General features: G+C 39.8%; 22 protein-coding genes. 4 read left to right on the top strand and 18 right to left on the bottom strand.

All coding sequences use genetic code 11. From position 1 onward, the window contains the following. The first annotated feature begins 57 nt into the window (after positions 1 to 57). Entirely contained in the window at positions 58 to 369 is a 312-nt protein-coding gene (locus F928_RS21725) for an ankyrin repeat domain-containing protein (RefSeq protein ID WP_002120691.1), read from the top strand. A 43-nt stretch (positions 370 to 412) separates the two neighbouring features. Here F928_RS21725 and F928_RS21720 read toward each other — a convergent pair whose 3' ends face one another. The 5 genes from F928_RS21720 to ribF all read right to left on the bottom strand — a co-directional run bounded on the left by F928_RS21720 (position 413) and on the right by ribF (position 6,000). Next, complete coding sequence (locus tag F928_RS21720; protein ID WP_002120783.1) at positions 413 to 955, bottom strand: NADPH-dependent FMN reductase; 543 nt, start codon at positions 953 to 955, stop codon at positions 413 to 415. A 137-nt stretch (positions 956 to 1,092) separates the two neighbouring features. Continuing rightward, complete coding sequence (gene yaaD / locus F928_RS21715; protein ID WP_002120842.1) at positions 1,093 to 1,575, bottom strand: FKBP-type peptidyl-prolyl cis-trans isomerase; 483 nt, start codon at positions 1,573 to 1,575, stop codon at positions 1,093 to 1,095. Position 1,576: 1 nt separating this feature from the next. Then, on the bottom strand, positions 1,577 to 2,107 hold the full coding sequence (lspA, locus tag F928_RS21710) for a signal peptidase II (protein WP_002120754.1): 531 nt from the start codon (positions 2,105 to 2,107) through the stop codon (positions 1,577 to 1,579). Further along, positions 2,100 to 4,937 (bottom strand): isoleucine--tRNA ligase, encoded by a 2,838-nt coding sequence (ileS, locus tag F928_RS21705; protein WP_002120837.1) that lies wholly within the window; start codon positions 4,935 to 4,937, stop codon positions 2,100 to 2,102. Before ileS ends, lspA begins: the two co-directional genes overlap by 8 nt. 61 nt (positions 4,938 to 4,998) lie before the next feature. Further along, a complete protein-coding gene (gene ribF, locus F928_RS21700) occupies positions 4,999 to 6,000 on the bottom strand; it encodes a bifunctional riboflavin kinase/FAD synthetase (protein ID WP_002120723.1) in 1,002 nt (333 codons plus the stop codon). A gap of 207 nt (positions 6,001 to 6,207) precedes the next feature. Between ribF and F928_RS21695 the strand changes: the two genes are divergently transcribed. Together F928_RS21695 and F928_RS21690 are read left to right on the top strand one after the other, a co-directional pair. Further along, the gene (locus tag F928_RS21695) at positions 6,208 to 7,341 is read left to right on the top strand and encodes a TDT family transporter (RefSeq protein WP_005071778.1); all 1,134 of its coding nucleotides are present in this window, start codon (positions 6,208 to 6,210) and stop codon (positions 7,339 to 7,341) included. Positions 7,342 to 7,421: 80 nt separating this feature from the next. Beyond that, complete coding sequence (locus F928_RS21690; RefSeq protein ID WP_002120771.1) at positions 7,422 to 7,988, top strand: 5'-methylthioadenosine/S-adenosylhomocysteine nucleosidase family protein; 567 nt, start codon at positions 7,422 to 7,424, stop codon at positions 7,986 to 7,988. A 34-nt stretch (positions 7,989 to 8,022) separates the two neighbouring features. On the opposite strand, the gene rutR is transcribed toward F928_RS21690, so the two are convergent. The 12 genes from rutR to ubiG all read right to left on the bottom strand — a co-directional run bounded on the left by rutR (position 8,023) and on the right by ubiG (position 18,946). Then, positions 8,023 to 8,643, bottom strand: a complete 621-nt coding sequence (rutR, locus tag F928_RS21685) for a TetR/AcrR family transcriptional regulator (protein ID WP_005071782.1) — start codon at positions 8,641 to 8,643, stop codon at positions 8,023 to 8,025. A 259-nt stretch (positions 8,644 to 8,902) separates the two neighbouring features. Next, positions 8,903 to 9,703, bottom strand: coding sequence for an ABC transporter ATP-binding protein (gene ssuB, locus F928_RS21680; RefSeq protein WP_002120799.1), 801 nt, complete (start codon positions 9,701 to 9,703; stop codon positions 8,903 to 8,905). A 13-nt stretch (positions 9,704 to 9,716) separates the two neighbouring features. Next, positions 9,717 to 10,514: an aliphatic sulfonate ABC transporter permease SsuC gene (gene ssuC, locus F928_RS21675; RefSeq protein ID WP_002120785.1), complete on the bottom strand. Its 798-nt coding sequence runs from the start codon at positions 10,512 to 10,514 to the stop codon at positions 9,717 to 9,719. Continuing rightward, positions 10,511 to 11,686 (bottom strand): FMNH2-dependent alkanesulfonate monooxygenase, encoded by a 1,176-nt coding sequence (gene ssuD / locus F928_RS21670; RefSeq protein ID WP_005071784.1) that lies wholly within the window; start codon positions 11,684 to 11,686, stop codon positions 10,511 to 10,513. The genes ssuC and ssuD overlap by 4 nt, the downstream gene beginning before the upstream one ends. Before the next feature lie 26 nt (positions 11,687 to 11,712). Then, positions 11,713 to 12,696: a sulfonate ABC transporter substrate-binding protein gene (locus tag F928_RS21665; RefSeq protein WP_002120819.1), complete on the bottom strand. Its 984-nt coding sequence runs from the start codon at positions 12,694 to 12,696 to the stop codon at positions 11,713 to 11,715. Between the two features lie 72 nt (positions 12,697 to 12,768). Continuing rightward, the gene (locus F928_RS21660; RefSeq protein WP_002120788.1) at positions 12,769 to 13,737 is read right to left on the bottom strand and encodes a sulfonate ABC transporter substrate-binding protein; all 969 of its coding nucleotides are present in this window, start codon (positions 13,735 to 13,737) and stop codon (positions 12,769 to 12,771) included. A gap of 334 nt (positions 13,738 to 14,071) precedes the next feature. Further along, positions 14,072 to 15,427 (bottom strand): amino-acid N-acetyltransferase, encoded by a 1,356-nt coding sequence (gene argA / locus F928_RS21655; RefSeq protein WP_005071790.1) that lies wholly within the window; start codon positions 15,425 to 15,427, stop codon positions 14,072 to 14,074. Between the two features lie 120 nt (positions 15,428 to 15,547). Next, on the bottom strand, positions 15,548 to 15,877 hold the full coding sequence (locus tag F928_RS21650; protein ID WP_002120775.1) for an RcnB family protein: 330 nt from the start codon (positions 15,875 to 15,877) through the stop codon (positions 15,548 to 15,550). A gap of 212 nt (positions 15,878 to 16,089) precedes the next feature. After that, positions 16,090 to 16,503, bottom strand: a complete 414-nt coding sequence (locus F928_RS21645) for an RcnB family protein (RefSeq protein WP_005071792.1) — start codon at positions 16,501 to 16,503, stop codon at positions 16,090 to 16,092. A 216-nt stretch (positions 16,504 to 16,719) separates the two neighbouring features. Continuing rightward, on the bottom strand, positions 16,720 to 17,466 hold the full coding sequence (gene yciK, locus F928_RS21640; protein ID WP_002120710.1) for a YciK family oxidoreductase: 747 nt from the start codon (positions 17,464 to 17,466) through the stop codon (positions 16,720 to 16,722). Between the two features lie 68 nt (positions 17,467 to 17,534). After that, entirely contained in the window at positions 17,535 to 18,236 is a 702-nt protein-coding gene (locus F928_RS21635; protein WP_080631240.1) for an HAD family hydrolase, read from the bottom strand. After that, complete coding sequence (gene ubiG / locus F928_RS21630; RefSeq protein WP_002120733.1) at positions 18,233 to 18,946, bottom strand: bifunctional 2-polyprenyl-6-hydroxyphenol methylase/3-demethylubiquinol 3-O-methyltransferase UbiG; 714 nt, start codon at positions 18,944 to 18,946, stop codon at positions 18,233 to 18,235. Before ubiG ends, F928_RS21635 begins: the two co-directional genes overlap by 4 nt. 180 nt (positions 18,947 to 19,126) lie before the next feature. Between ubiG and dsbA the strand changes: the two genes are divergently transcribed. Next, a complete protein-coding gene (gene dsbA, locus F928_RS21625) occupies positions 19,127 to 19,744 on the top strand; it encodes a thiol:disulfide interchange protein DsbA/DsbL (protein ID WP_002120747.1) in 618 nt (205 codons plus the stop codon). A gap of 90 nt (positions 19,745 to 19,834) precedes the next feature. On the opposite strand, the gene F928_RS21620 is transcribed toward dsbA, so the two are convergent. After that, positions 19,835 to 20,482: a TetR/AcrR family transcriptional regulator gene (locus F928_RS21620; RefSeq protein WP_002120773.1), complete on the bottom strand. Its 648-nt coding sequence runs from the start codon at positions 20,480 to 20,482 to the stop codon at positions 19,835 to 19,837. Positions 20,483 to 20,561 lie beyond the last annotated feature (79 nt).

Raw genomic sequence — 20,561 nt, 5'->3', positions numbered from 1 at the left:
TATTCTTGCTGTATTCTATGAATATAATGACGAACTCTATTATTTTTGGGTACGTCCATGAAAATCAATTCTTTCTCTCCAATACCTGAAGATGATGAAGAGCTATCTTTGCCTGCATTGATTTATTGGGCATCTCTAGGTGATATCGATCAAGTAAAAGAATTACTAATAGAGGGAGAAAATCCTAATCAGATAGATGATGAGGGATATAGTGCTCTACAAGCAGCTGCTGAAAATGATCATTTAGAGATAGTTCAACTCTTAATTGAAAAAGGTGCGCATGTCGCTTACAAAAGTGAATACACAGCATTAGAGCTTGCAGAAATGGCTGGTAATACTAATGTAGTGGAGTATTTAAAGAGTTTATAAAATTAAAGGCCTCTTTTGTTTAGAAAAGAGGCCTTTTGTTCAATTAAGACAAATGATATTTCTGTAGTTTCTCAAGAATGGATTGAAGACCTTTTACTTCAAACTCATTAGCTTCGAATTTTTCATCTTTATTACGTTTAAATATATCTCTTATCTCTATTACAGCATTCGGGTCAATAATACTTAAACTTGAGGTGACTTGACGTATTTGGCTAATAGAACGAGAGCCATTTGTTGAACCATAGCCAATAAATGCAGCAGGTTTACCACCCCACTCCTTGCCGATATAATCAAGTGCATTTTTTAAAGCTGGGCTGTAACCATGGTTGTATTCTGGGCTAATAAAGATAAATGCGTCTGCTTGAGCAATTTTATCTGCCCATTCTTGTTGTTTAGGTTGATCATAAATCCCGGTAGCAGGTGGGTGAGAGCCTGAAAATAACGGTAAATTCCACTCTTTTAAATCAATTACTTCTGTCTGAAAATCTTCTAGATTAAATGATGGAATTGTGGATTCTAGCCAATTGGCAACTTTAATTGCTGTACGTCCTTCACGAACACTTCCTACGATAATATAGACCAGCATGTATTTTTCCTAAAAATTTTTATCTTTATAACTTAATTCATTCTATAGGTAGGAGAGAATATAGAATTTGTAAGGATTCTTATGTCACTAATAAAAATTGAATCATAAAAAAGCCCTCATTTAGAGGGCTTTTTTATTTACATTAGCTTAATGCTTTGTTGGCCTTCAGGAGTAACCTTAAATATTTCTACTTCAAAGGTAATATTTTTCCCAGCTAATGGGTGATTAAAATCAATTTCTGTAATGTCATCATTAACTGATTTTACTACACCGAATAAGGTGGTTTTTGCCTTATCTTCAAATTCGATCATGTGACCAGGAATAGGGCGTTGTTCAAACTTAACTGTATCGAAAGTTTGAACATTTTCTGGATTCCATGGACCAAAAGCATCTTCTGGTGGAAGGTGTACTGTACGGCGGTCACCTGCACGTAAACCGAATAATGCTTTTTCGAAACCTGGTAAAAGGTTTCCGTCACCAATAGTCAGACTAACTGGCTCTTCACGGCTACGTGTATTGTCAATTTCTACACCATTTTCGATAGATACAGAAAAGTGTAGGTCGACTTTAGAGCCTTCTTGAATACGAATTTCTTCGTTAGGTTGAATAATTTCGGTCATATTATGCATCCGAATTTTGGTTACGTTGCTTCTCAAGGAAGAATGTATCAATGAGTAGCAAAATCGTACCTAGAGTGATGGCACTGTCCGCAATATTAAAAGCTGGAAAGTGATGATTTTGGTAGTAAACGTGAATGAAATCGACCACATAACCTAGGATAATACGGTCAATTAAATTGCCTAAAGCTCCACCTAAAATTAAAGCGATGGCTACAGGTAGCACCACCATTTTTTTAGGCATACGCATTAACCAAAATACAAAAAGTACTGAAACTAAGCCCGCCAAAGATGTGAAGAAATAGCGCTGCCATCCTCCTGCATCAGATAAAAAGCTAAAAGCTGCACCATAGTTATGTAATAGTGTCCAGTTTAAAAATGGAAGTACAGGTACAGGATCTGCATAGTTTAGATGTGTACTCGCAATCCATTTTGTCCATTGATCCAATACAATGGCAAGGACAGAAAGTCCAAGCCAAATCAGATTATGTGGATAAAACTGGAATAAGCCTTTTTTAGCTTGTGAATTAGGCATATTTTCTCACTTCGCCACGACCAGTGACGTTCACAATACAACGACCACATAAACCAGGATGATCGGCATGTGTATTTACATCTGGAAGAACGTGCCAGCAACGTGCACATTTTTCACCTTCAGCTGCAGATATTTGTACACGTAAGCCTTCCATTTCAGTTGCTTCACCTTGCTCAGCAAATGGATGTACTACTACTTGCGAAGTAATAAGAACAAAACGGAGTTCATCAGCCAGTTGGTTTAAAACTGTTTGTAATGATTCACTTGCCCAAAGTTCAACTTTGGCTGAAAGATTACTGCCGACAAGTTTAGCGTTACGCGCTGCTTCAATCTGTTTATTTACTGCAGATTTTACGCTAATCAATGTTTGCCAATCTTCTTCAGAAAGCAAGTTTGCTTTTGATGAAACAGGTAAGTCATACCATTCTGAAGTAAATACATACTTTTCAGTTTGTTCTGGAATCAATGGCCAAGCTTCTTGAGCCGTAAAGCTTAAGATTGGGCTCATCCAACGGATAAATGCTTGGACAATATGATAAAGCGCTGTTTGAGCAGAACGACGTGCCTGAGAATCCGCTTTAGTGGTGTATTGACGGTCTTTGATAATATCTAGGTAGAAACCACCTAAGTCATTAATACAGAAGCTTGTTAACGCACTACACACCACATGGAAGTTCATTTCTTCATAGGCAGTGATAATGGTTTGTTGTACTTCATTCGCACGCTGTAAGATGTATTGATCTAGAGCGATGAGGTCATCTACGTCCAGAGCATCAGTACTTGGTTTGAAACCATTTAGGTTCGCAAGCAAGAAGCGTAGGGTATTACGAATACGGCGATAGCTATCACTTACACGGCTAAAGATTTCTTTCGATGCTGCGATTTCATAACGGTAGTCGCTAGACGCTACATATAGTCGTAAACCATCTGCACCAAGCTGTTTGATGATTTCTTCAAGCGGGATATAGTTGCCTAAAGATTTCGACAATTTACGACCGTTTTCGTCCACTGTAAAACCATGAGTTAACAAGGCTTTATATGGCGCACGATTGTGAATTGCCATAGATGTTAATAAAGAAGATTGGAACCAGCCACGGTGTTGGTCTGAACCCTCTAAATATAAGTCAGCAGGGCTTTCTAATTCATCACGTTGCTCAAGTACAGCGTAATGCGTTGTACCAGAGTCGAACCATACATCGAGTGTATCGCGAACAGCGTTATATTGTTCAGCATCTTCACCGATGAAGTCTTTTGCTTCACGTTTGAACCATGCTTCAATGCCTTCTTCTTCGATCAGTTGAGCAACTTCTTCGATGAGTTCAGGTGTACGAGGGTGTAATTCGTTCGTATCTTTATGAACGAAGAAAGGAATTGGAACGCCCCAAGTACGTTGACGTGAGATACACCAGTCCGGACGACCTTCAATCATTGATTCAATACGGTTTTTACCCCAGTTCGGTACAAACTCGATATCATTTTCAATGGCATTAAGCGCACCTTCACGTAACCCTTTTTGATCCATGCTAATGAACCATTGTGGTGTAGCACGGAAAATAATAGGAGTCTTATGGCGCCAGCAGTGTGGGTAGCTGTGTTTAATTGGTTGATGAGCCCATAAACGGCCTACAGCGCCCAAAGCTTCAATAATCTTTGGATTGGCTTTATAGATGTGCTCACCAGCATAGATTGGAGCAGTTGGAAGATAAACACCGTTACCACCCACTGGGTTATCTACTTTAAGGTTGTATTGAAGACCTACTTTATAGTCGTCTGCACCATGGCCAGGTGCTGTATGTACGGCACCTGTACCGCTTGTTGCAATAACGTGCTCACCTAAAATAACCGGAACTTGACGATCAGTAAGTAGAGGATGTTGTAGGGTAAGGTTTTCAAGAGCCGAACCAGTAAAATCAGCTAAAACAACTGGGTTTTCAAGCTTGTAACGCTCAATCGCTGAAGCAACTAAGTCTTTAGCAAGAATGAAGTTTTGCTTACCGCGCTCAGTTGTCACTTGCACCAATTGATATTCAATTTCGGCATGCAACGCAACGGCTTGGTTAGCTGGTAATGTCCAAGGTGTAGTGGTCCAGATCACGATATCTGTTGGATCTTGAACTTCTAAGTTTAAGCGGGCACTTAAATCTTTGAGATCGACAACGCCAAAACCAACGTCAATTGCGTCAGATTTTTTATCTTCGTATTCAACTTCTGCTTCAGCAAGAGCTGAACCGCAGTCCATACACCAGTTCACTGGCTTTAAGCCTGGCTGGATATGGCCATTTTTCTGGATGAGACCTAGAGCACGAACAATATCAGCTTCTTGTTTATAATTCATGGTGAGATAAGGATTATCCCAATCACCTAAAATACCAAGACGTTTAAAGTCAGTACGTTGTAAATCAATTTGTTTTAGCGCGTATTCACGGCAAAGTTTACGGAAAGTTGCTGCGTCAACTTTTTCGCCCACTTTACCTACTTTCTCTTCAACTTTTAGTTCGATTGGCAAGCCATGACAGTCCCAACCCGGAACATACGGTGCATCAAAACCTGAAAGCGTACGGCTTTTTACAATAACGTCTTTGAGTACTTTATTGACTGCGTGGCCTAAGTGAATTGTACCGTTCGCATATGGGGGGCCATCATGCAAAATATATTTTTTCTTGCCAATACGCGATGCACGAATCTGCTGATAAATGTTGTCGGTATACCACTCTTCTAACCATTTCACTTCACGTACTGCCAAATTTGCTTTCATTGCAAATTGAGTATCCGGCAGGTTTAGCGTGGCTTTGTAGTCCACTGCATTCTCAGGAGTTTGCTTATCGCTCATGCAAGTTTTCTTCCAGTTTAATCAGCTTGGGAGCTGACATGTTTTACAATCAAAATTCGAATTAAAAAGGAAATTGTGTCGTGTCGTTACGATATTGTCGTAACTGTTGCACGTCATTATCAATTCCAGCCTTAAGTGCTTCAAGCGAAGGGTAGTTCAATTCACCATGAAGATAGTGAAGAAAAGTCACCCGCATAAATAAGCCATACAGATTAGCAGAAACATCAGGGAAATGTACTTCTAATCTCCATTCTGGATGTTCTTGCTGAATGGCGGGACGTGTACCGACATGACCTGCGCCATAGAGGCTATTTTCATGATATCCGGCAATTCCCGGTTTTTCAGGTGTTTCTTGGCGCACTTTTTCAGTGAGAGAAGTCGTTTCGCAAATGACTTCAACGCCATAAATACCGTTTAAACAAGGTTTGTGGCGGTTGAGACGAACATTAATGGTTGGAAAATCAAGAGTTCGTCCAATTTGATCGCCATATTGGACACGTCCAGTAATACTGTACGGACGGCCTAATAATTTAGCTGCTAAAGCAAGATTACCCACTTGAAGTACTTGGCGAATACGGGTTGAACTGACGCGTTCACCTTCAAGTTCAATGGTATGTAAATTTGTGACTTGGAAGCCATAATCTTTTAAAAATTCACTGTTGCCTTGGCGGTCTTTACCGAAATGAAAGTCATCCCCCAAAACTAATGACTGGGCATTTAATTTGTTTTTTAATAAATCTGCGAAGGCAGATGCGCTCATGCTACGGAAATGTTCATCAAATTTAGCAACCGCAATATAGTCAACGCCAAGCTCAGCTAGGTATTCAACTTTTTCCCGTAATGAATTAATACGAGGAGGTGCATCGTAACCTTTAAAGAACTCAAGAGGTTGTGGCTCAAAAATCATGACCAGCGTTTTTAAGCCTTGTGCTGCAGCAATGTTTTTGAGTTGAGCAATCATCGCTTGGTGGCCTAAATGGACACCATCAAAATTACCAATAGTTACCGCTGTTTGAGGTAACTGAAAATTGGGCGATAACGCATTAAGACGAAGCAGTTTCATGAACTTAAAATATGGCTATTTTTGCAAGGGCTATATATTGCCATAATCTCACAGATTCGTCTTGTTGTTGTGTTTTTACTCAGTTATTTTTCAATATGAATATCTGTATATTTAAAATACTGATGAATTAAATAAAAATAAATCAATTTTTCTTATTAATGGTTTGCTCTACTATATCTTTATCCACTCTTTGATTAGAGAACTAAGATGAAAAAACCCTTTTACCAATTAAATCAAAGCAAAGATGTTATACGACATTTTACCCCAAATTGGTTTACAGCGACTATGGGTACTGGCGTGGTGAGTATGATTTTAATCCAGCTGCCATTTGCTCAATCATTTTTATTCACGCTAGCAACTTTGTTATGGCAATTTAATATTGTTTTATTTAGCGTTTTTTCAGTTCTTTATTTATTGCGGTGGCTTCTTTTCCCTCATGAAGCGAAGCAAATATTTAATCATCCAAATATGAGCTTGTTTTTAGGGGCTATCCCAATGGGGCTCGCTACCATACTAAATGGCTTTTTAAGCTTCGGTGTCGGGCTTTACGGTGAAGTGGCTATCCATATTGCTCAAGCTTTATGGTACATCGATGTCTTTTTAGCATTGGCCATTGCGTGGATCGTGCCATTTTGTATGTTTAGTCGTCAGAACCATCAGTTACATACGATGACTGCAATCTGGCTTTTACCTGTGGTTGCCTGTGAAGTAGCAGCAAGTTCTGCCGGCATGTTGGTTGCACATTTACCAGCAGATATGCATAGCTTTCATTTATTAATGGCTGGCTATGTACTTTGGGGAATCTCTGTTTTACCAGCATTCGCTATTCTGACAATTTTAATGCTGCGTATGGCTTTGCATCAGCTACCTGAAAAAGAAGTCGCAATTTCTAGCTGGTTGTCTTTAGGCCCTATTGGTACAGGTGCATTAGGTTTATTGTTATTAGGGCAGCAGGCACAAAGAGTGGCGCCAAATGTAGGATTTGACCAATTTGCGAATGTCTTTCAAGCCTTAGGAGTTGTAGGCAGTCTTGTACTTTTAGGCTTTGGGTTATGGTGGCTTGGTCTTGCGATTTTAACAACGCTTCGTCACGCAAAGACAGGTATTCCATTTAACTTGGGCTGGTGGGGCTTAACCTTTCCATTAGGTGTATTTATTCTCGCACTATTTAACTTAGGACATCAGGTTGAAGTTGTATTCTTACAATACGTTGCTGTCGCATTGAGTATTCTGTTATTGACGATGTGGGGCGTTGTAATGAAGAAAACGCTAGCAGGCGCATATAGTGGTCAACTGTTTTTTTCTCCATGCTTAATCGCTTTACAACAAAAAGTGCAGTAATGATGAAAAGGTGCAAAAAGCTTTTGCACCTGATTTATACTTATTTTCTAACTTATTTAATTTTGATTTGAGCTTTTTGAATGAACACTGATATTGCTTTAATTATGGCGCTTCCTAATGAATCTAAGGGTTTATTTGAACAAGCAGGTGTTGAAGTCCATTACAGTGGTATTGGTAAGATTAATGCTGCCTTTAAAGCATTTGAAGTTATTCAAAAAACAGGCTGTAAAACTCTAATTAACTTAGGTACAGCGGGAAGCTCTGCATTTAATCGACATGATTTAGTCGAAGTAAAAACTTTTGTACAACGGGATATGGATGTTTCACCCCTAGGTTTTGAAGTAGGTGTAACGCCGTTAGATGATCATTTGGCGGCAGAGATTCATCTTCAACCACATTTTATTGATTTGCCAAAAGCAGTATGTGGAACAGGTGATTCATTTGAAACAGGTCAGCCAAAAGTAGCTTGTGATGTGGTTGATATGGAAGGCTATGCTTTAGCTAAAGTGTGCCATAAGTTAGGTGTACGATTAATTTCTGTGAAGTATATTACTGATGGGGCAGATGACACTGCACATTTGGATTGGGAAGAAAATTTATTGTTAGGCGCTCAGAAACTCCTAGCCCTTTATCAAAACCATTTCTAAAAAAAGATCGGCAAATTTGCCGATCTTTTTTATTTTAGCGAGGTAATACGCCGTATAGCATCATATGTACCGTATGCTCAATCGAACGCTGGAACATACTGCGGTTACGAAGCGTTTTACCGGTCACCATTTCCATTTGAGTTGCAAAATCTGCATAGTTTTGCGTAAGGCCCCAAATATTGAGTATTAATAACTCAGGGTCGATATCTGGGGAAATCTTTCCTTCTTCTTGCCAAGTCTGAATGACTTTAGCTTTGCGTTTAAATAGCTTTTTCAAAGGCCCTTTCAGTATAGGCAAAATATGTGGAGCGCCTTGAATAATTTCTAGTGCAAACAATCTAGATGCTTTCGGTTGGCTACGAGACAGTTCGATTTTTTGAATTAAATAGTGAGATAAGGCTTCGGCTGGTTCTAATTCAGCTTCTAAAGTTTGTAAGGGGGCCAACCATTTTTGTAAAACGGTTGTGAGCACTTCTACATATAAAGACTCTTTATTTTCATAGTAATAGAAAATATTCGACTTATGCATGTCGGCGAGTTGGGCAATTTCATCCAGACTTGCTCCACTGAACCCATAGACTGAAAATACGTCAAGGGCCGCAGCAAGAAGCTGATTGCGCTTTTGGGTACTCTTTTTTTGTTCCATCTGCTGCATAATTAAAAAAATAGTATTCCCATTGTAAGGGAAATTGTTTGATTTGTGCACAGGTGTCTTGCTTTTTTAATCAAAAAACGGCTACTTATTTGTGTAATAGATATACTATTGTGCAAAAAATAGAGAGATTCACTAGTTTATTGTTATTCTTAAAAATATTTTTTTATTTTCGCCCTAAAAAAGAGCAATAAAACAGCAGTTTTATTGCTCGTAAATTGGGCATTTTTCGGTTGAACAGTTCTCATTACTCATCGCAAACTTAAGTTGCCAAAACCGCATCGAGTACTTGTTGTTCAAGCTGAGCAAAAGTAATACTTTTTTTACGCGGGCGCGGCAAATTAACTTGGAAACTTTGAGCAATCTGACCCTTATCTAATAAGATAATACGGTCAGCTAATTGCACTGCTTCACTCACATCGTGTGTGACCAAAATTGCAGTAAAGCCTTGCTCCTTCCACAAGCGCTCAATCAAGCTTTGCATCTCAAGACGAGTTAACGCGTCTAATGCACCCAAAGGTTCGTCTAGCAACAATATGCGCGGCGTATGCGACAGTGCACGGGCTAGGGCTGTACGCTGACGTTGACCACCTGAGAGCTGGGAAGGCCATTGTCCCGCTTTTTCTTTTAAACCTACTTTTTCTAATAATTCTTCTGCCAAAGCATGTTGTGATTTTGGTAGCCCAAGTTGAACATTTTGAAGAATATTTCTCCAAGGAAGTAAACGAGGATCTTGGAACATTACTCGAATATCATCGTTCGTAATGCCTTCACGTAAATGTCGGGCAGATTTAAATTTGATTTCCCCAAAGCTGGCTTTTTCAAGTTGAGCAATTAAACGGAGTAATGTACTTTTGCCACAACCACTTCGGCCAACAATTGCTAAAAACTCACCCGGCTGGATGTGTAGGTCAAGATCTTCGAGGACCTTTACCTCACCATAAAATTTATAAAGTTGCTCAATCAGAATCTCTGCACCTAATACAGGTTCTTGAAATTCTGTTGGTTCTTCCGGAATGAGCTGCACTTCATTCTGATTAATATTTAAATTCAGATTTGTCATGTTCTAAGCTCCCTTATTTCTGATATCCAGAGTGCCAACGTAGTAAATAGCGTTCCAAAAGCTGTGCTAAAACATCTGCCAGTTTGCCTAGTAAGGCGTACAGAAGAATACCAACCAGAACTACATCCGTTTGTAAAAACTCACGTGCATTCATGGTCATATAACCAATACCTGCTTGAGCTGAAATGGTTTCAGCAACAATGAGTAATACCCAAACTAAACCTAAAGCAAAGCGTAAACCCACTAAAATAGAAGGCATCGCACCTGGCAAAATAATTTCTTTGTAGAGCTGCCAACGTGAAAGTCCGTAGCTTTTACCCATCTCAATCAATTGAGGGTCAACTGAGCGAATACCGTGATAGGTATTAATATAAATCGGGAAGAAAACACCTACTGCGACTAAAAATAATTTCGCTGTTTCATCAATACCGAACCACAAGATGACGAGTGGGATAAGTGCTAAGGCTGGGATGTTACGAATCATTTGTAAGGTCGTATCGAGCAGGGTAGAGGCGAAACGCGAAGACCCGTTGAGTAGGCCTAATAACAAACCTAAACCGCCTCCTATCAGAAGGCCAAGCAGTGCACGACCAGCACTGACTTTAACGTGCTGCCAGAGTTCGCCACTCACCAGTAGATGCCAAAAAGCGGAAACTACAGCAGTAGGTGCGGGTAAAATACGGCTTTCTAAAAGACCCGAACTTGAGGCAATTTGCCAAACAACCAATAGAAGAATAGGGAAAATCCAAGGCAGCAAACGCTGCCCGATTTGTTTTGTTCCACGTGAAACAACACTTTCAGCTTTGCTCATGCAGGCTCCTTGACGGAACTATTTTGCTTCTTCTCGTCTGGAACATAATTGTTGGCAATAATTTCACCGAATGGACCTGTTAAATTTGGCTGAGCAAGTTTAGCGCGAGTTTCAATTGGTAATAACGGGAATACTAACTCTGCAAAACGAATTGATTCTTCAAGGTGTGGATAGCCTGAGAAAATGAAAGTATCAATACCTAAATCAGCATATTCCTGAATACGAGCAGCAACTGTTTCAGGATCGCCTACAAGTGCTGTACCTGCACCACCACGAACTAAACCAATACCCGCCCAAAGGTTTGGAGATACTTCTAGTTTGTCTCGATTACCACCATGGAGAGCCGCCATACGTTGTTGGCCTACAGAGTCCATTTGTGCAAATTTTTTCTGTGCCGCAGCAATAGTCGCATCATCAAGATATTGGATAAGCTCGTTCGCTGCTGCCCAAGCTTGTTCGTTGGTTTCACGAACAATCACATGTAAGCGAATGCCATAAGTTAATTTGCGGCCTTTAGCCTCAGCTTTGGCACGAACATGTTCGATCTTTTGTTTTACGGCTTCAGGTGGTTCACCCCACGTAAGGTAAGTATCGACTTGCTCAGCAGCCAAATCGACAGCGACGTCTGAAGAACCACCGAACCAAAGTGGTGGGTAAGGCTTTTGAACAGGTGGGTAAAGTAGTTTTGCATCATCCACTTGTAAACGTTCACCGTGGAATGTAAAAGCTTCACCTGTATGTGAGCGTGTCAAAATCTCACGCCAGATTTTTACGTATTCATTGGCAGTTTGATAACGCGTTGAGTGATCTTCATATAAGCCATCACCGCGTAATTCAGCCTCATCACCACCAGTCACTAAGTTGAGTAACACACGGCCATTCGACAAACGGTCAAACGTTGCAGCCATACGTGCTGCCAAAGCTGGTGTGGTTACCCCTGGTCGTAATGCAACTAAAAATTTAAGGTGTTGAGTTGCATCAATTAGGCTAGCCGCCGTAATCCACGGGTCTTCACATGAACGACCTGTTGGAATAAGTACACCTTCATAACCTAAATTATCTACTGCCACAGCAATTTGCTTCATATAGGCATGGTCAACCTGACGAGCGCCTTTACTTGTACCTAAATAGCGACTATCACCGTGGGTAGGAATAAACCAGAAAATTTTCATGTGCATTACCTATATGTCTATTGAAATTACTTGGCAATCCAAACAGCTTGTTTAATGCTGATTGGTTTTGGAATGATGCCTTGTTGAGTAAAAATATCTGCGAGTTGCTGCTGCTCAGCAATCACTTTACTGCTGAGTGGAGCTGCTGATGAAGGACGAGGACGGCGTTTAATAAATAAGTCACTGGTCGCAGGCTTCAGTCCTGTGCTTTGGCCAATGGCTGTTGCCGTTTCTGCTTGATGGCTTTGAACCCATTTGTCAGCTTGATTGATTTGTTTGATGAGCCCTGAAACAGATTTAGGATGTTGTTTAACAAAATTTGGAGCTGCTAAATAAAATGTATAGTTCGGGCTTAAGCCTTTACCCGATGCAAGAACACGAGCTTGATCTTCTAGTTGTGCTGAAGCGAAGTAAGGGTCCCAAATGGCCCATGCATCAACGGCACCTTTTTGAAATGCTGCGCGAGCATCGGCAGGGGTAAGCCAGATGGGGGTAATATCGCTCCAGTTTAGGCCTGCTTTACGTACAGCTTGCACAAGTAAGTAATGTGAGCTCGAACCTTTTTGCAGTGCAATGCGTTTACCTTTAAGGTCTTTTAGCTGTTTGAGCTGTGAGTTTTTAGGAACCAAAATTGCCGATGCTAGTGGTTTAGCTGCTTCATAGGCAATGTAATACAAAGGCTTGCCAGCCGCTTGTGCGTAGACAGGAGGTGTATCTCCAGTAACGCCTACATCAAGTGAACCGACAGCTAAAGCTTCTAAAATTTGTGGACCAGCAGGGAACTCGTTCCAAGTAACTTTGGCATTTGGAAATTCTTGTTCAAATAATTTTTGTTGTTTGGCAATCGCAAAGTTAATCGAACTTTTTTGAAAACCAATACGAAGTTCTTTCACAGTTGGGTCAATTGCCCAAGCTGGTGCTGCGATTGTTAAGCCTAATACAGTAATTGCACTGATGCGCTTAACCAATTGTGTCCACTGACTCTTAATAAATAATGACTGATGTTGCATATTGATATCCTTGTTCCCCTTGAGGTCAGGCACAGCATTTATATGATTATTTAAGCCGTGCCCAAGCTGGGTTTATTTCAGTTTTAAAATGGCATCTTGAATGGTGAGTTTGTTTGGAATGAGCTTTTGCGCATAAAAAGCATTAGCTACTTGTTGTTGTTCTTGTGCCACCTTGTCAGAGATTGGCTGAACTCCAAAACCCATACGTGAAATAGAAGTTTTGAGTACTTCAAACTCAAGTGCGGTAGGTTTTTCGAGTAACTTGGCAGCTTCATCCTGATGTGAACTTACCCACTCAGTGGTCTGGTTAAGTGTCTGTACAACAGTGTTGAGTACTTTCGGATTATTTTCTGCAAATTTACGGTCAGCTAAATAGAACTGATGATTACTCACCAAGTTTTCGCCTGTTGCTAAAACTCGGGCCTGAATTTGATGTTCAGCCGCTGCAAAGAACGGGTCCCAAATCACCCATGCATCGACAGCACCTTTTTCAAAGGCAGCACGAGCGTCTGATGGCGGTAAATAAACTGGTTGAATATCACTTAAGCTTAAGTTGTTGGCTTCTAAAACTTTTAACAATAGGTAATGAACATTCGAGCCTTTATTAAGAGCAACACGTTTGCCTTTTAAATCTTTAATAGATTGGATTGGAGAGTCTTTTTGTACCAATAGTGCTTCAGCTTTTGGCGCAGCAGGTTGGTTTGCGACATAGACTAAATTTGGATTGGCAGCCTGAGCAAAGATCGGTGGTGCTTCACCTGCTTCACCGAGTGAAACACTTCCTACGTTTAAGCCTTCAAGCAATTGAGGGCCAGCAGGGAACTCAACCCATTTCACTTGCACGCCTTGTTCTTTTAATGCTTTTTCTAAGTCACCACGAGCCTTTAAAATAGGAAGAATCCCATATTTTTGATAGCCGATATTTAAGGTTGTGGTGGCTTGTTCCTCTTTTTTGGCACAACCACTTAACATCATCACTCCTGCAAGGCTGACCGCGATGACTGAATATTTTGCCCATGAAGTGGTGTTGAAAAGTGCCATGAGATTTCGTACTCCCCGAAAGAGAAAAAGAAAAAAATAATTGGATGAGCAGATACCCTAAATGGATTTTTATTTCAGAAAAAATAAGTATTCGGTCTTTATTTATGCAAAAAAAAGCTAAACACAATAGGCTATAAACTTATGCGAAAAAATGATTTATCTAATAGAAATATATTTAATGAATTGTTATTAAGTTAATGTAAATAAAATAAAAAATATTAAAACCTAAAAAATTTAGATTTAAAAAAAGTACAACCATAAATTAATCGTGTTTACGGTTGTACTTTTTGAACTAAGCTTATCTGAAATAAGAATATCTTAAAAAGAGCAAAGGCTAAGGAAGCAGTTTCTTAAAGACTAAAGAATTCCTTTGATAGTTATAAAGCGCCTGACGAGCATTTGGTAAGTCATCAACAGTAACTTGATGGAAACCGTGTTCTAAGAACCAGTGAGCGGTTCGAGTCGTTAAAACAAATAATTGACGAATACCTTGTTCTTTTGCCTTTTCTTCAAGGAATTGCAAAATCTGGCTGCCACGGTTCGATTTACGATAACTTGGATGTACTGCGACGCAGGCAATTTCTGCTGAACGTGTTTCATTAAATTCTGTTGGAATTGGATAAAGTGCAGCACACGCTAGAATCGTACCATCGCGTTCAATGACAGCGAACTGGCTAATCTCTTGCTCTAAACGTTCACGCGAACGATAAACTAATATACCTTCTTCTTCTAATGGACGTAATAAATTCATTAAACCGCCTACGTCTTGAATATTGGCCATGCGAACTTCTTCATAATGCGCATCGGTAATCATGGTCCCTATACCATCTCGGGTAAATAACTCTTCGAGAAGGGCGCCATCATAGGCATAAGAAATAAGATGAACGCGGTGTACACCTGATAAAGATGCTTTTTTTGCCTGTTGCAAATGCAAAGTGAGTGTTGGGCTAATAGTTTGATATTGTTGAATATAGTAGTCCAGTTGATGTGGGCTTAATTCACGTAATATTTGCTCATCTTCATTCAGCAATCCTTGTTGCTCACCTAGAAATATGAGTTTATCTGCTTTTAAATAAGTTGCAGTTTTGGTCGCAACTTCTTCTGCTCGCAAGTTAAACACCTCACCTGTAGTGGAGTAACCTGTTGGCCCTAGCAGTACAATATTATGATTATCGAGGTGTCGATCAATCGCATCTGTATCGATAGAACGAACTTCACCTGTAAGTTGGAAATCCATGCCATCACGAATGCCATAAGGTTTAGCAGTCACAAAATTACCTGATACCACATCTATGCGAGCGCCGTACATTGGCGAGTTTGCTAAGCCCATAGAAAGCAATGCTTCGATTTCTAGGCGGATAGAACCTACAGCACTCATGACACAGCTTAAAGATTCACGTGTGGTAATACGGCTGTTATCATAAAAAGGAGTTTCGATTCCTTTTTCTTTAAGATTTTGATTAATTTGCGGACGTGCGCCGTACACAAGAATTAAGCGAATACCAAGAGAGTGCAATAAAGCAATGTCGTGAATGATATGTTCAAAATTAGGATGACGGACTGCTTCACCACCAAACATCAACACAAATGTTTTATCGCGGTGAGCATTAATGTAGGGCGCTGAGTGTCGAAACCAGTGTACATAATGCTGGGTGTTATTATGTGACTTACTTACAGGCTTACTTGACATACCGATCTCGAATCAACAGCAAAAAGATATAAAGATGATTCTAAACAAAAAAGATTAAAGCCGCATGTTTTAGATAAAAAAACACCCAAATTGAAATTTGGGTGCTTAAAAAGTTTTAAATTAGTAAACCACTCTAATGATTTTATGACTTTGTTCATTCACCAGTACATAATTTCCATTCACTTTATACCATTTTTGGTAACGACCTGGTTTAGTCAATTTTTGATGTTGACGATAGTCGATCACGTAACGTGAATGTCGATACTCATGCGGTACAACCTGGCCTACTCGCCACGCATTGCGATGATCATCTTTTTTAATCACTTTAACTGTTTTTACTTCATGGTTTTGGTAATTGCCATGATGATTATGATCGTTTGGTGCTGCCATGGCTGTTGTTGCAACTAAACCACTAAGAGAAAGAACAATCGCTGTTGTTAATTTTTTCATTGTAAACCTCGAATGATGAGCTGAATTTCAATAATTAAAGATTAGTGAACAATTGCAGATAAATCGTGGAGGCCAAGAAGAATAAATGTGAAAACTCCCTATGAAATAAGAAGAAATTAAGAAAATTCATCATTTAAGAATATAAAAAATAAAAAAGGATAAAACCGAGAGGCTTTATCCTTTTTATTCAGCGATAGCGAGGGTCTATCGCCTTAAAAACCACGAATACTCACAATGCTATTAGAATCTGTGTCGACTAAAATATAGTCATTGTTGATTTTGTACCATTGTTGATTACGGCCTGGTTTTGGCAAGTTACTGTCTTTATAGTCGACTTTATAGCCATTACCACGATAGTGCTGTGGCATAACATAGCCAGGCTGCCAGCGATGTTGTTTTAAGCGTTCAAAGCCACGCTCTTCGCGCATACGGCGTTCGTCACGGATACGATCATCATCATGATCACGTCCAAATCCTGGCCCACGATCATTCCACTCACCACGTGGCCCTCCACCTTTAGGACCTTTGGGGCCATGGCCTCGGTCAAAAGGAGGGTCAGCAAAGCTCGCCATACTTGTGGTTAGTACGGTTATGCATAGGGCTAAGATGGTGAACAACTTTTTCATGATGCATCCTCGTTTACATCTGATGTCTCTCATGTTGAATACTCTACGCGCAAAATGCAGAGAAACTGTGAAGATCATTTAATGGTTCAATTAAAATTACGGATAGATCAAGGGTTTTTATCAATAATAAAAAAGGCTTGTATATCTTTTCAGGTATAGGCAAGCCAGATTTGATGATTGGCCGTAATTTAATTTAGCTTTTTCATCTTTAACTTTTTAATCCTGAGCATCAATACTTTGACCATTGAGTGCCAAGCTGTCTTCACCCATTAAATAGAGATAAGCAGGCAAGATCGACTCTGGTGTAGGTAGTGTTTTCGGATCTTCTTGTGGGTAGGCTTTCGCACGCATTGCAGTACGTGTTGCGCCTGGATTAATGCAGTTAAAGCGGATATTTGGATAAGTATTTTCCGCTGCAAAAATTTTACTCACTGCTTCAATTGCAATTTTGGAGACAGAATATGCGCCCCATAAAGCACGCGCTTCACGGCCTACACCAGAACTGGTAAATACGACAGAGGCGTTTTCTGATTTTTGCAAAAGTGGTAATAAGGCTTGAGTGAGGGCAAACGGAGCACGTAAGTTAACTGCCATCACGTCATCCCATACTTCTGTAGGATAATGTGCCAGCTCTACACGCTCACCTAAAATACCCGCATTATGCAAAATACCGTCTAAACGTCCAAACTGCTTTTCGAGCGTATCAACTAAAAAGTCGTAATCACGGTCAGAGGCACTTGAAAGTTGTAGCGGTAAAATCGCGGGTTGCGGTGCACCTAGACTTTCAATTTCATCATAAATAACTTCAAGTTTGTTTAAGGTTCTACCATGTAGGACAACGGTTGCACCATGTAGGGCGTAACTTAGAGCCGCAGCTCGCCCAATTCCATCACCAGCACCGGTAATTAAAATAATTCGATCTTTGAGTAGATCCGGACGAGGTTGGTATTCTGAATATTTCATTGGTAAACCTCCTTCTTTTTATATTGATAAAACAAATAGCCGTTAAAAAAGTCTATAAAACTCTGATGTTAACTTATCATACGCTGATTTTCCTGTAGAACAGGAAGCTTTTGACGTAACATATCGTGTAATTCTGTCACTGTATTTACAATCGAATCGGCCTGCCATGATGCTAAATCATCACGGTGTTCGATAGGTAAATAGCCATAAGCTGCCAAGATGGTATACATATCGGCATTGCGACCAGCATCAATATCACGTGGGTGGTCGCCCACATAAATAATTTGATCTGCTGGGATATTTAACTGTTTAGCAGCCAAATACATTGGTTCAGGATCTGGTTTGGTTTTACTGACATCTTCAGGGCATACCAGAACCGCACAGCGTTCTGTCAGATTTAACTTTTCTAAAAGAGATTCACTTAATCCGCGTGGTTTGTTGGTCACAATACCCCATGGGATTTGCGCAGCTTCTAACTCTTCTAAGAGTGGATACATGCCTTCAAACAGATCTGTATCAACCACAATATTATTGCCGTACAGATCTAAAAAGTTTTGACGATGCGCCAAGAAAATTGGATTGGCTACATCCAACTCTGGATAGACCAATTTCACCATCGCACGTGCACCTTCAGAAACCTGAGTGCGAATAAGATCGGCTTCTACAACAGGGCGTCTTGCATCACGGCACATTTGCTGAATAATACGAATGAAATCCGCAGCTGTATCGATAAGCGTACCGTCTAAATCAAATAAAACAGCTTTCATCATGCACCTGTATTAATCGTATGAACCATATAGTTAACGTCAACATTTGGCGCTAACCAGTAATGCTTGGTCAGTGGGTTGTAATGTAGTCCAGTCATTTCTTTTAACGTAAGACCTGCATTACGAATATCATGTGCCATTTCAGATGGTCGAATAAATTTATGATAATCATGCGTACCTTTTGGCAACATGCGTAGGACGTACTCTGCACCAATAATGGCAAATAAATAAGATTTTGGGTTACGGTTAATGGTCGAGAAGAACACATGGCCGCCCGGTTTAACCAGAGCCTGACAAGCTTTTACAATAGATGCTGGATCTGGAACGTGTTCCATCATTTCCATACAAGTCACCACGTCATATTGACCTGCTTGTTCTTGTGCTAATTCTTCTACAGGAATTTGGCGATATTGAATATTTTGAACATTTTCTTGCTGAGCATGTAAACGGCCGACAGCTAGAGGTGCTTCACCCATATCGATGCCTAATACATCTGCGCCACGACGTGCCATGCTTTCGGCCAAGATGCCGCCGCCACAGCCGACATCAAGTACTTTTTTACCAGCGAGACCGCCTGCACGTTCATCAATCCAGTTTAGACGTAGTGGATTGATTTGATGAAGTGGGCGAAATTCAGAATGTTGATCCCACCATTTGGCAGCAAGTGCTTCAAACTTTGCGATTTCTTGTAAATCAACATTCAATTGCGACATGGTGCTACCTCTAAACTTGAGTTATCTTTTTGGATGTAGTTCGCCGTTAGTGTAGCGATTATTGGGAAAAAAGCGATAAACCCAATAAAAAACTTCACAGAAGCAAAACGAATTTAGCATATTTGTTTTATATTTAGGGCATAAGCTAATGCATAACAACTTAGAGGAAAAGCTGTAGCAATGAAAAAATTGGTTTTGGGTGGTTTGAGTGCAGCAATTATGGCCGTATCGGGTAGTGCAATGGCAGCAGATTTTGTTGCTGGTAAAGACTACACCGTGATTGCCAATCCAGGCAAAGTGGAAGTTCCGGGGAAAATCGAGGTTCGAGAGTTCTTTTGGTATGGATGTCCACACTGTTTTAAACTTGAACCGCATATGCAAACGTGGTTAAAACAGATTCCTAAAGATGTACGTTTTGTACGTACACCTGCTGCAATGAATAAAATGTGGGAACAAGGGGCGCGTACATATTATACATCTGAGGCATTAGGTGTACGTAAGCGCACGCATTTACCACTGTTCCATGCGATTCAAGTGAACGGTCAACAAATTTTTGATCAGGCTTCTGCTGCGAAATTCTTTACTCGTTATGGCGTACCTGAGCAGAAATTTAATAGTACTTACAACTCATTTGCTGTGACGGCAAAAGTTGCCGAGTCAAATAAACTTGCTCAACAGTACCAATTAACAGGTGTACCTGCAGTTGTTGTGAATGGTAAATATGTTGTGCAGGGTGAAGATGGTAAAGTCACTCAAGTTCTTAATTATTTAATTGAGAAAGAACGTAAAGCAAAATAAGTTGTTTAGGCTTTACTTCAAAAAAAATGGGCTTCATGTGAAGCCCATTTTTATATTTAATTTATCGTTAATTATCACGAAATAATTCAATTAATTTTGCTGATTTTCATCTTCAATCTGAAAATTTAAAACATCAAAATTAGCTGTTTGAGTCGGCAGTGATAATGCCTGATTAATATATAAATTAATTAATTTTTGGCGAGAACCAATCGAACGCTGGTAATAAGTAGAATTTAAAAGCAGTGATGCACCATAAGTCAGTGACCAGATATAAGACAAATAGTCACGAATCGACATATCATAATTCAATGATTTTAAATAATTTTCGGTAATATCTTTAATTGCTAAAATACGCTGTTGGCGAATTTCATAAAGCTCTTCGAAAAGATGCTTCAACTTAGACTCTGTCATCGTCAGATTTTCTTCAAGTTGATGCAATAGAATCGTTTTACCTGGTGCAAGCAAATGGTGAAGCATGTAATGAGGAGCATACTCTTTGAAATCTGTATTATATTTTTTAGAAATTTCTAAAATTTGCTTTTCATTTTGAATAATGAGCTCAAGTAGAAGCTCATTTTTACTTCTAAAATGCTTATAAAGTGTGCCTTTAGCAATATCTAGCTCGGCCACTAACTCATCTAGAGTAATTTCCTGATTGTTTTCTAATAACAACTTTTCTGCCACGCTCAGAATTTTTTCTTTACGCATCAAAAACTGTGTATGACGATCAAGATTCATAGGTATTCCCACACCAGTTTGGCCTAACTAATAGTTTACTTCCTGTAAAAAGAAAAAGACTTTTCTCGAAATTTTTAGC

The sequence above is a fragment of the Acinetobacter pittii ATCC 19004 = CIP 70.29 genome (genome assembly GCF_000369045.1).
Classification (GTDB): Bacteria; Pseudomonadota; Gammaproteobacteria; order Pseudomonadales; family Moraxellaceae; genus Acinetobacter; species Acinetobacter pittii.
Note: the sequence above shows the minus strand (reverse complement) of the source record. Positions and strands in the feature narration are given on the sequence as shown.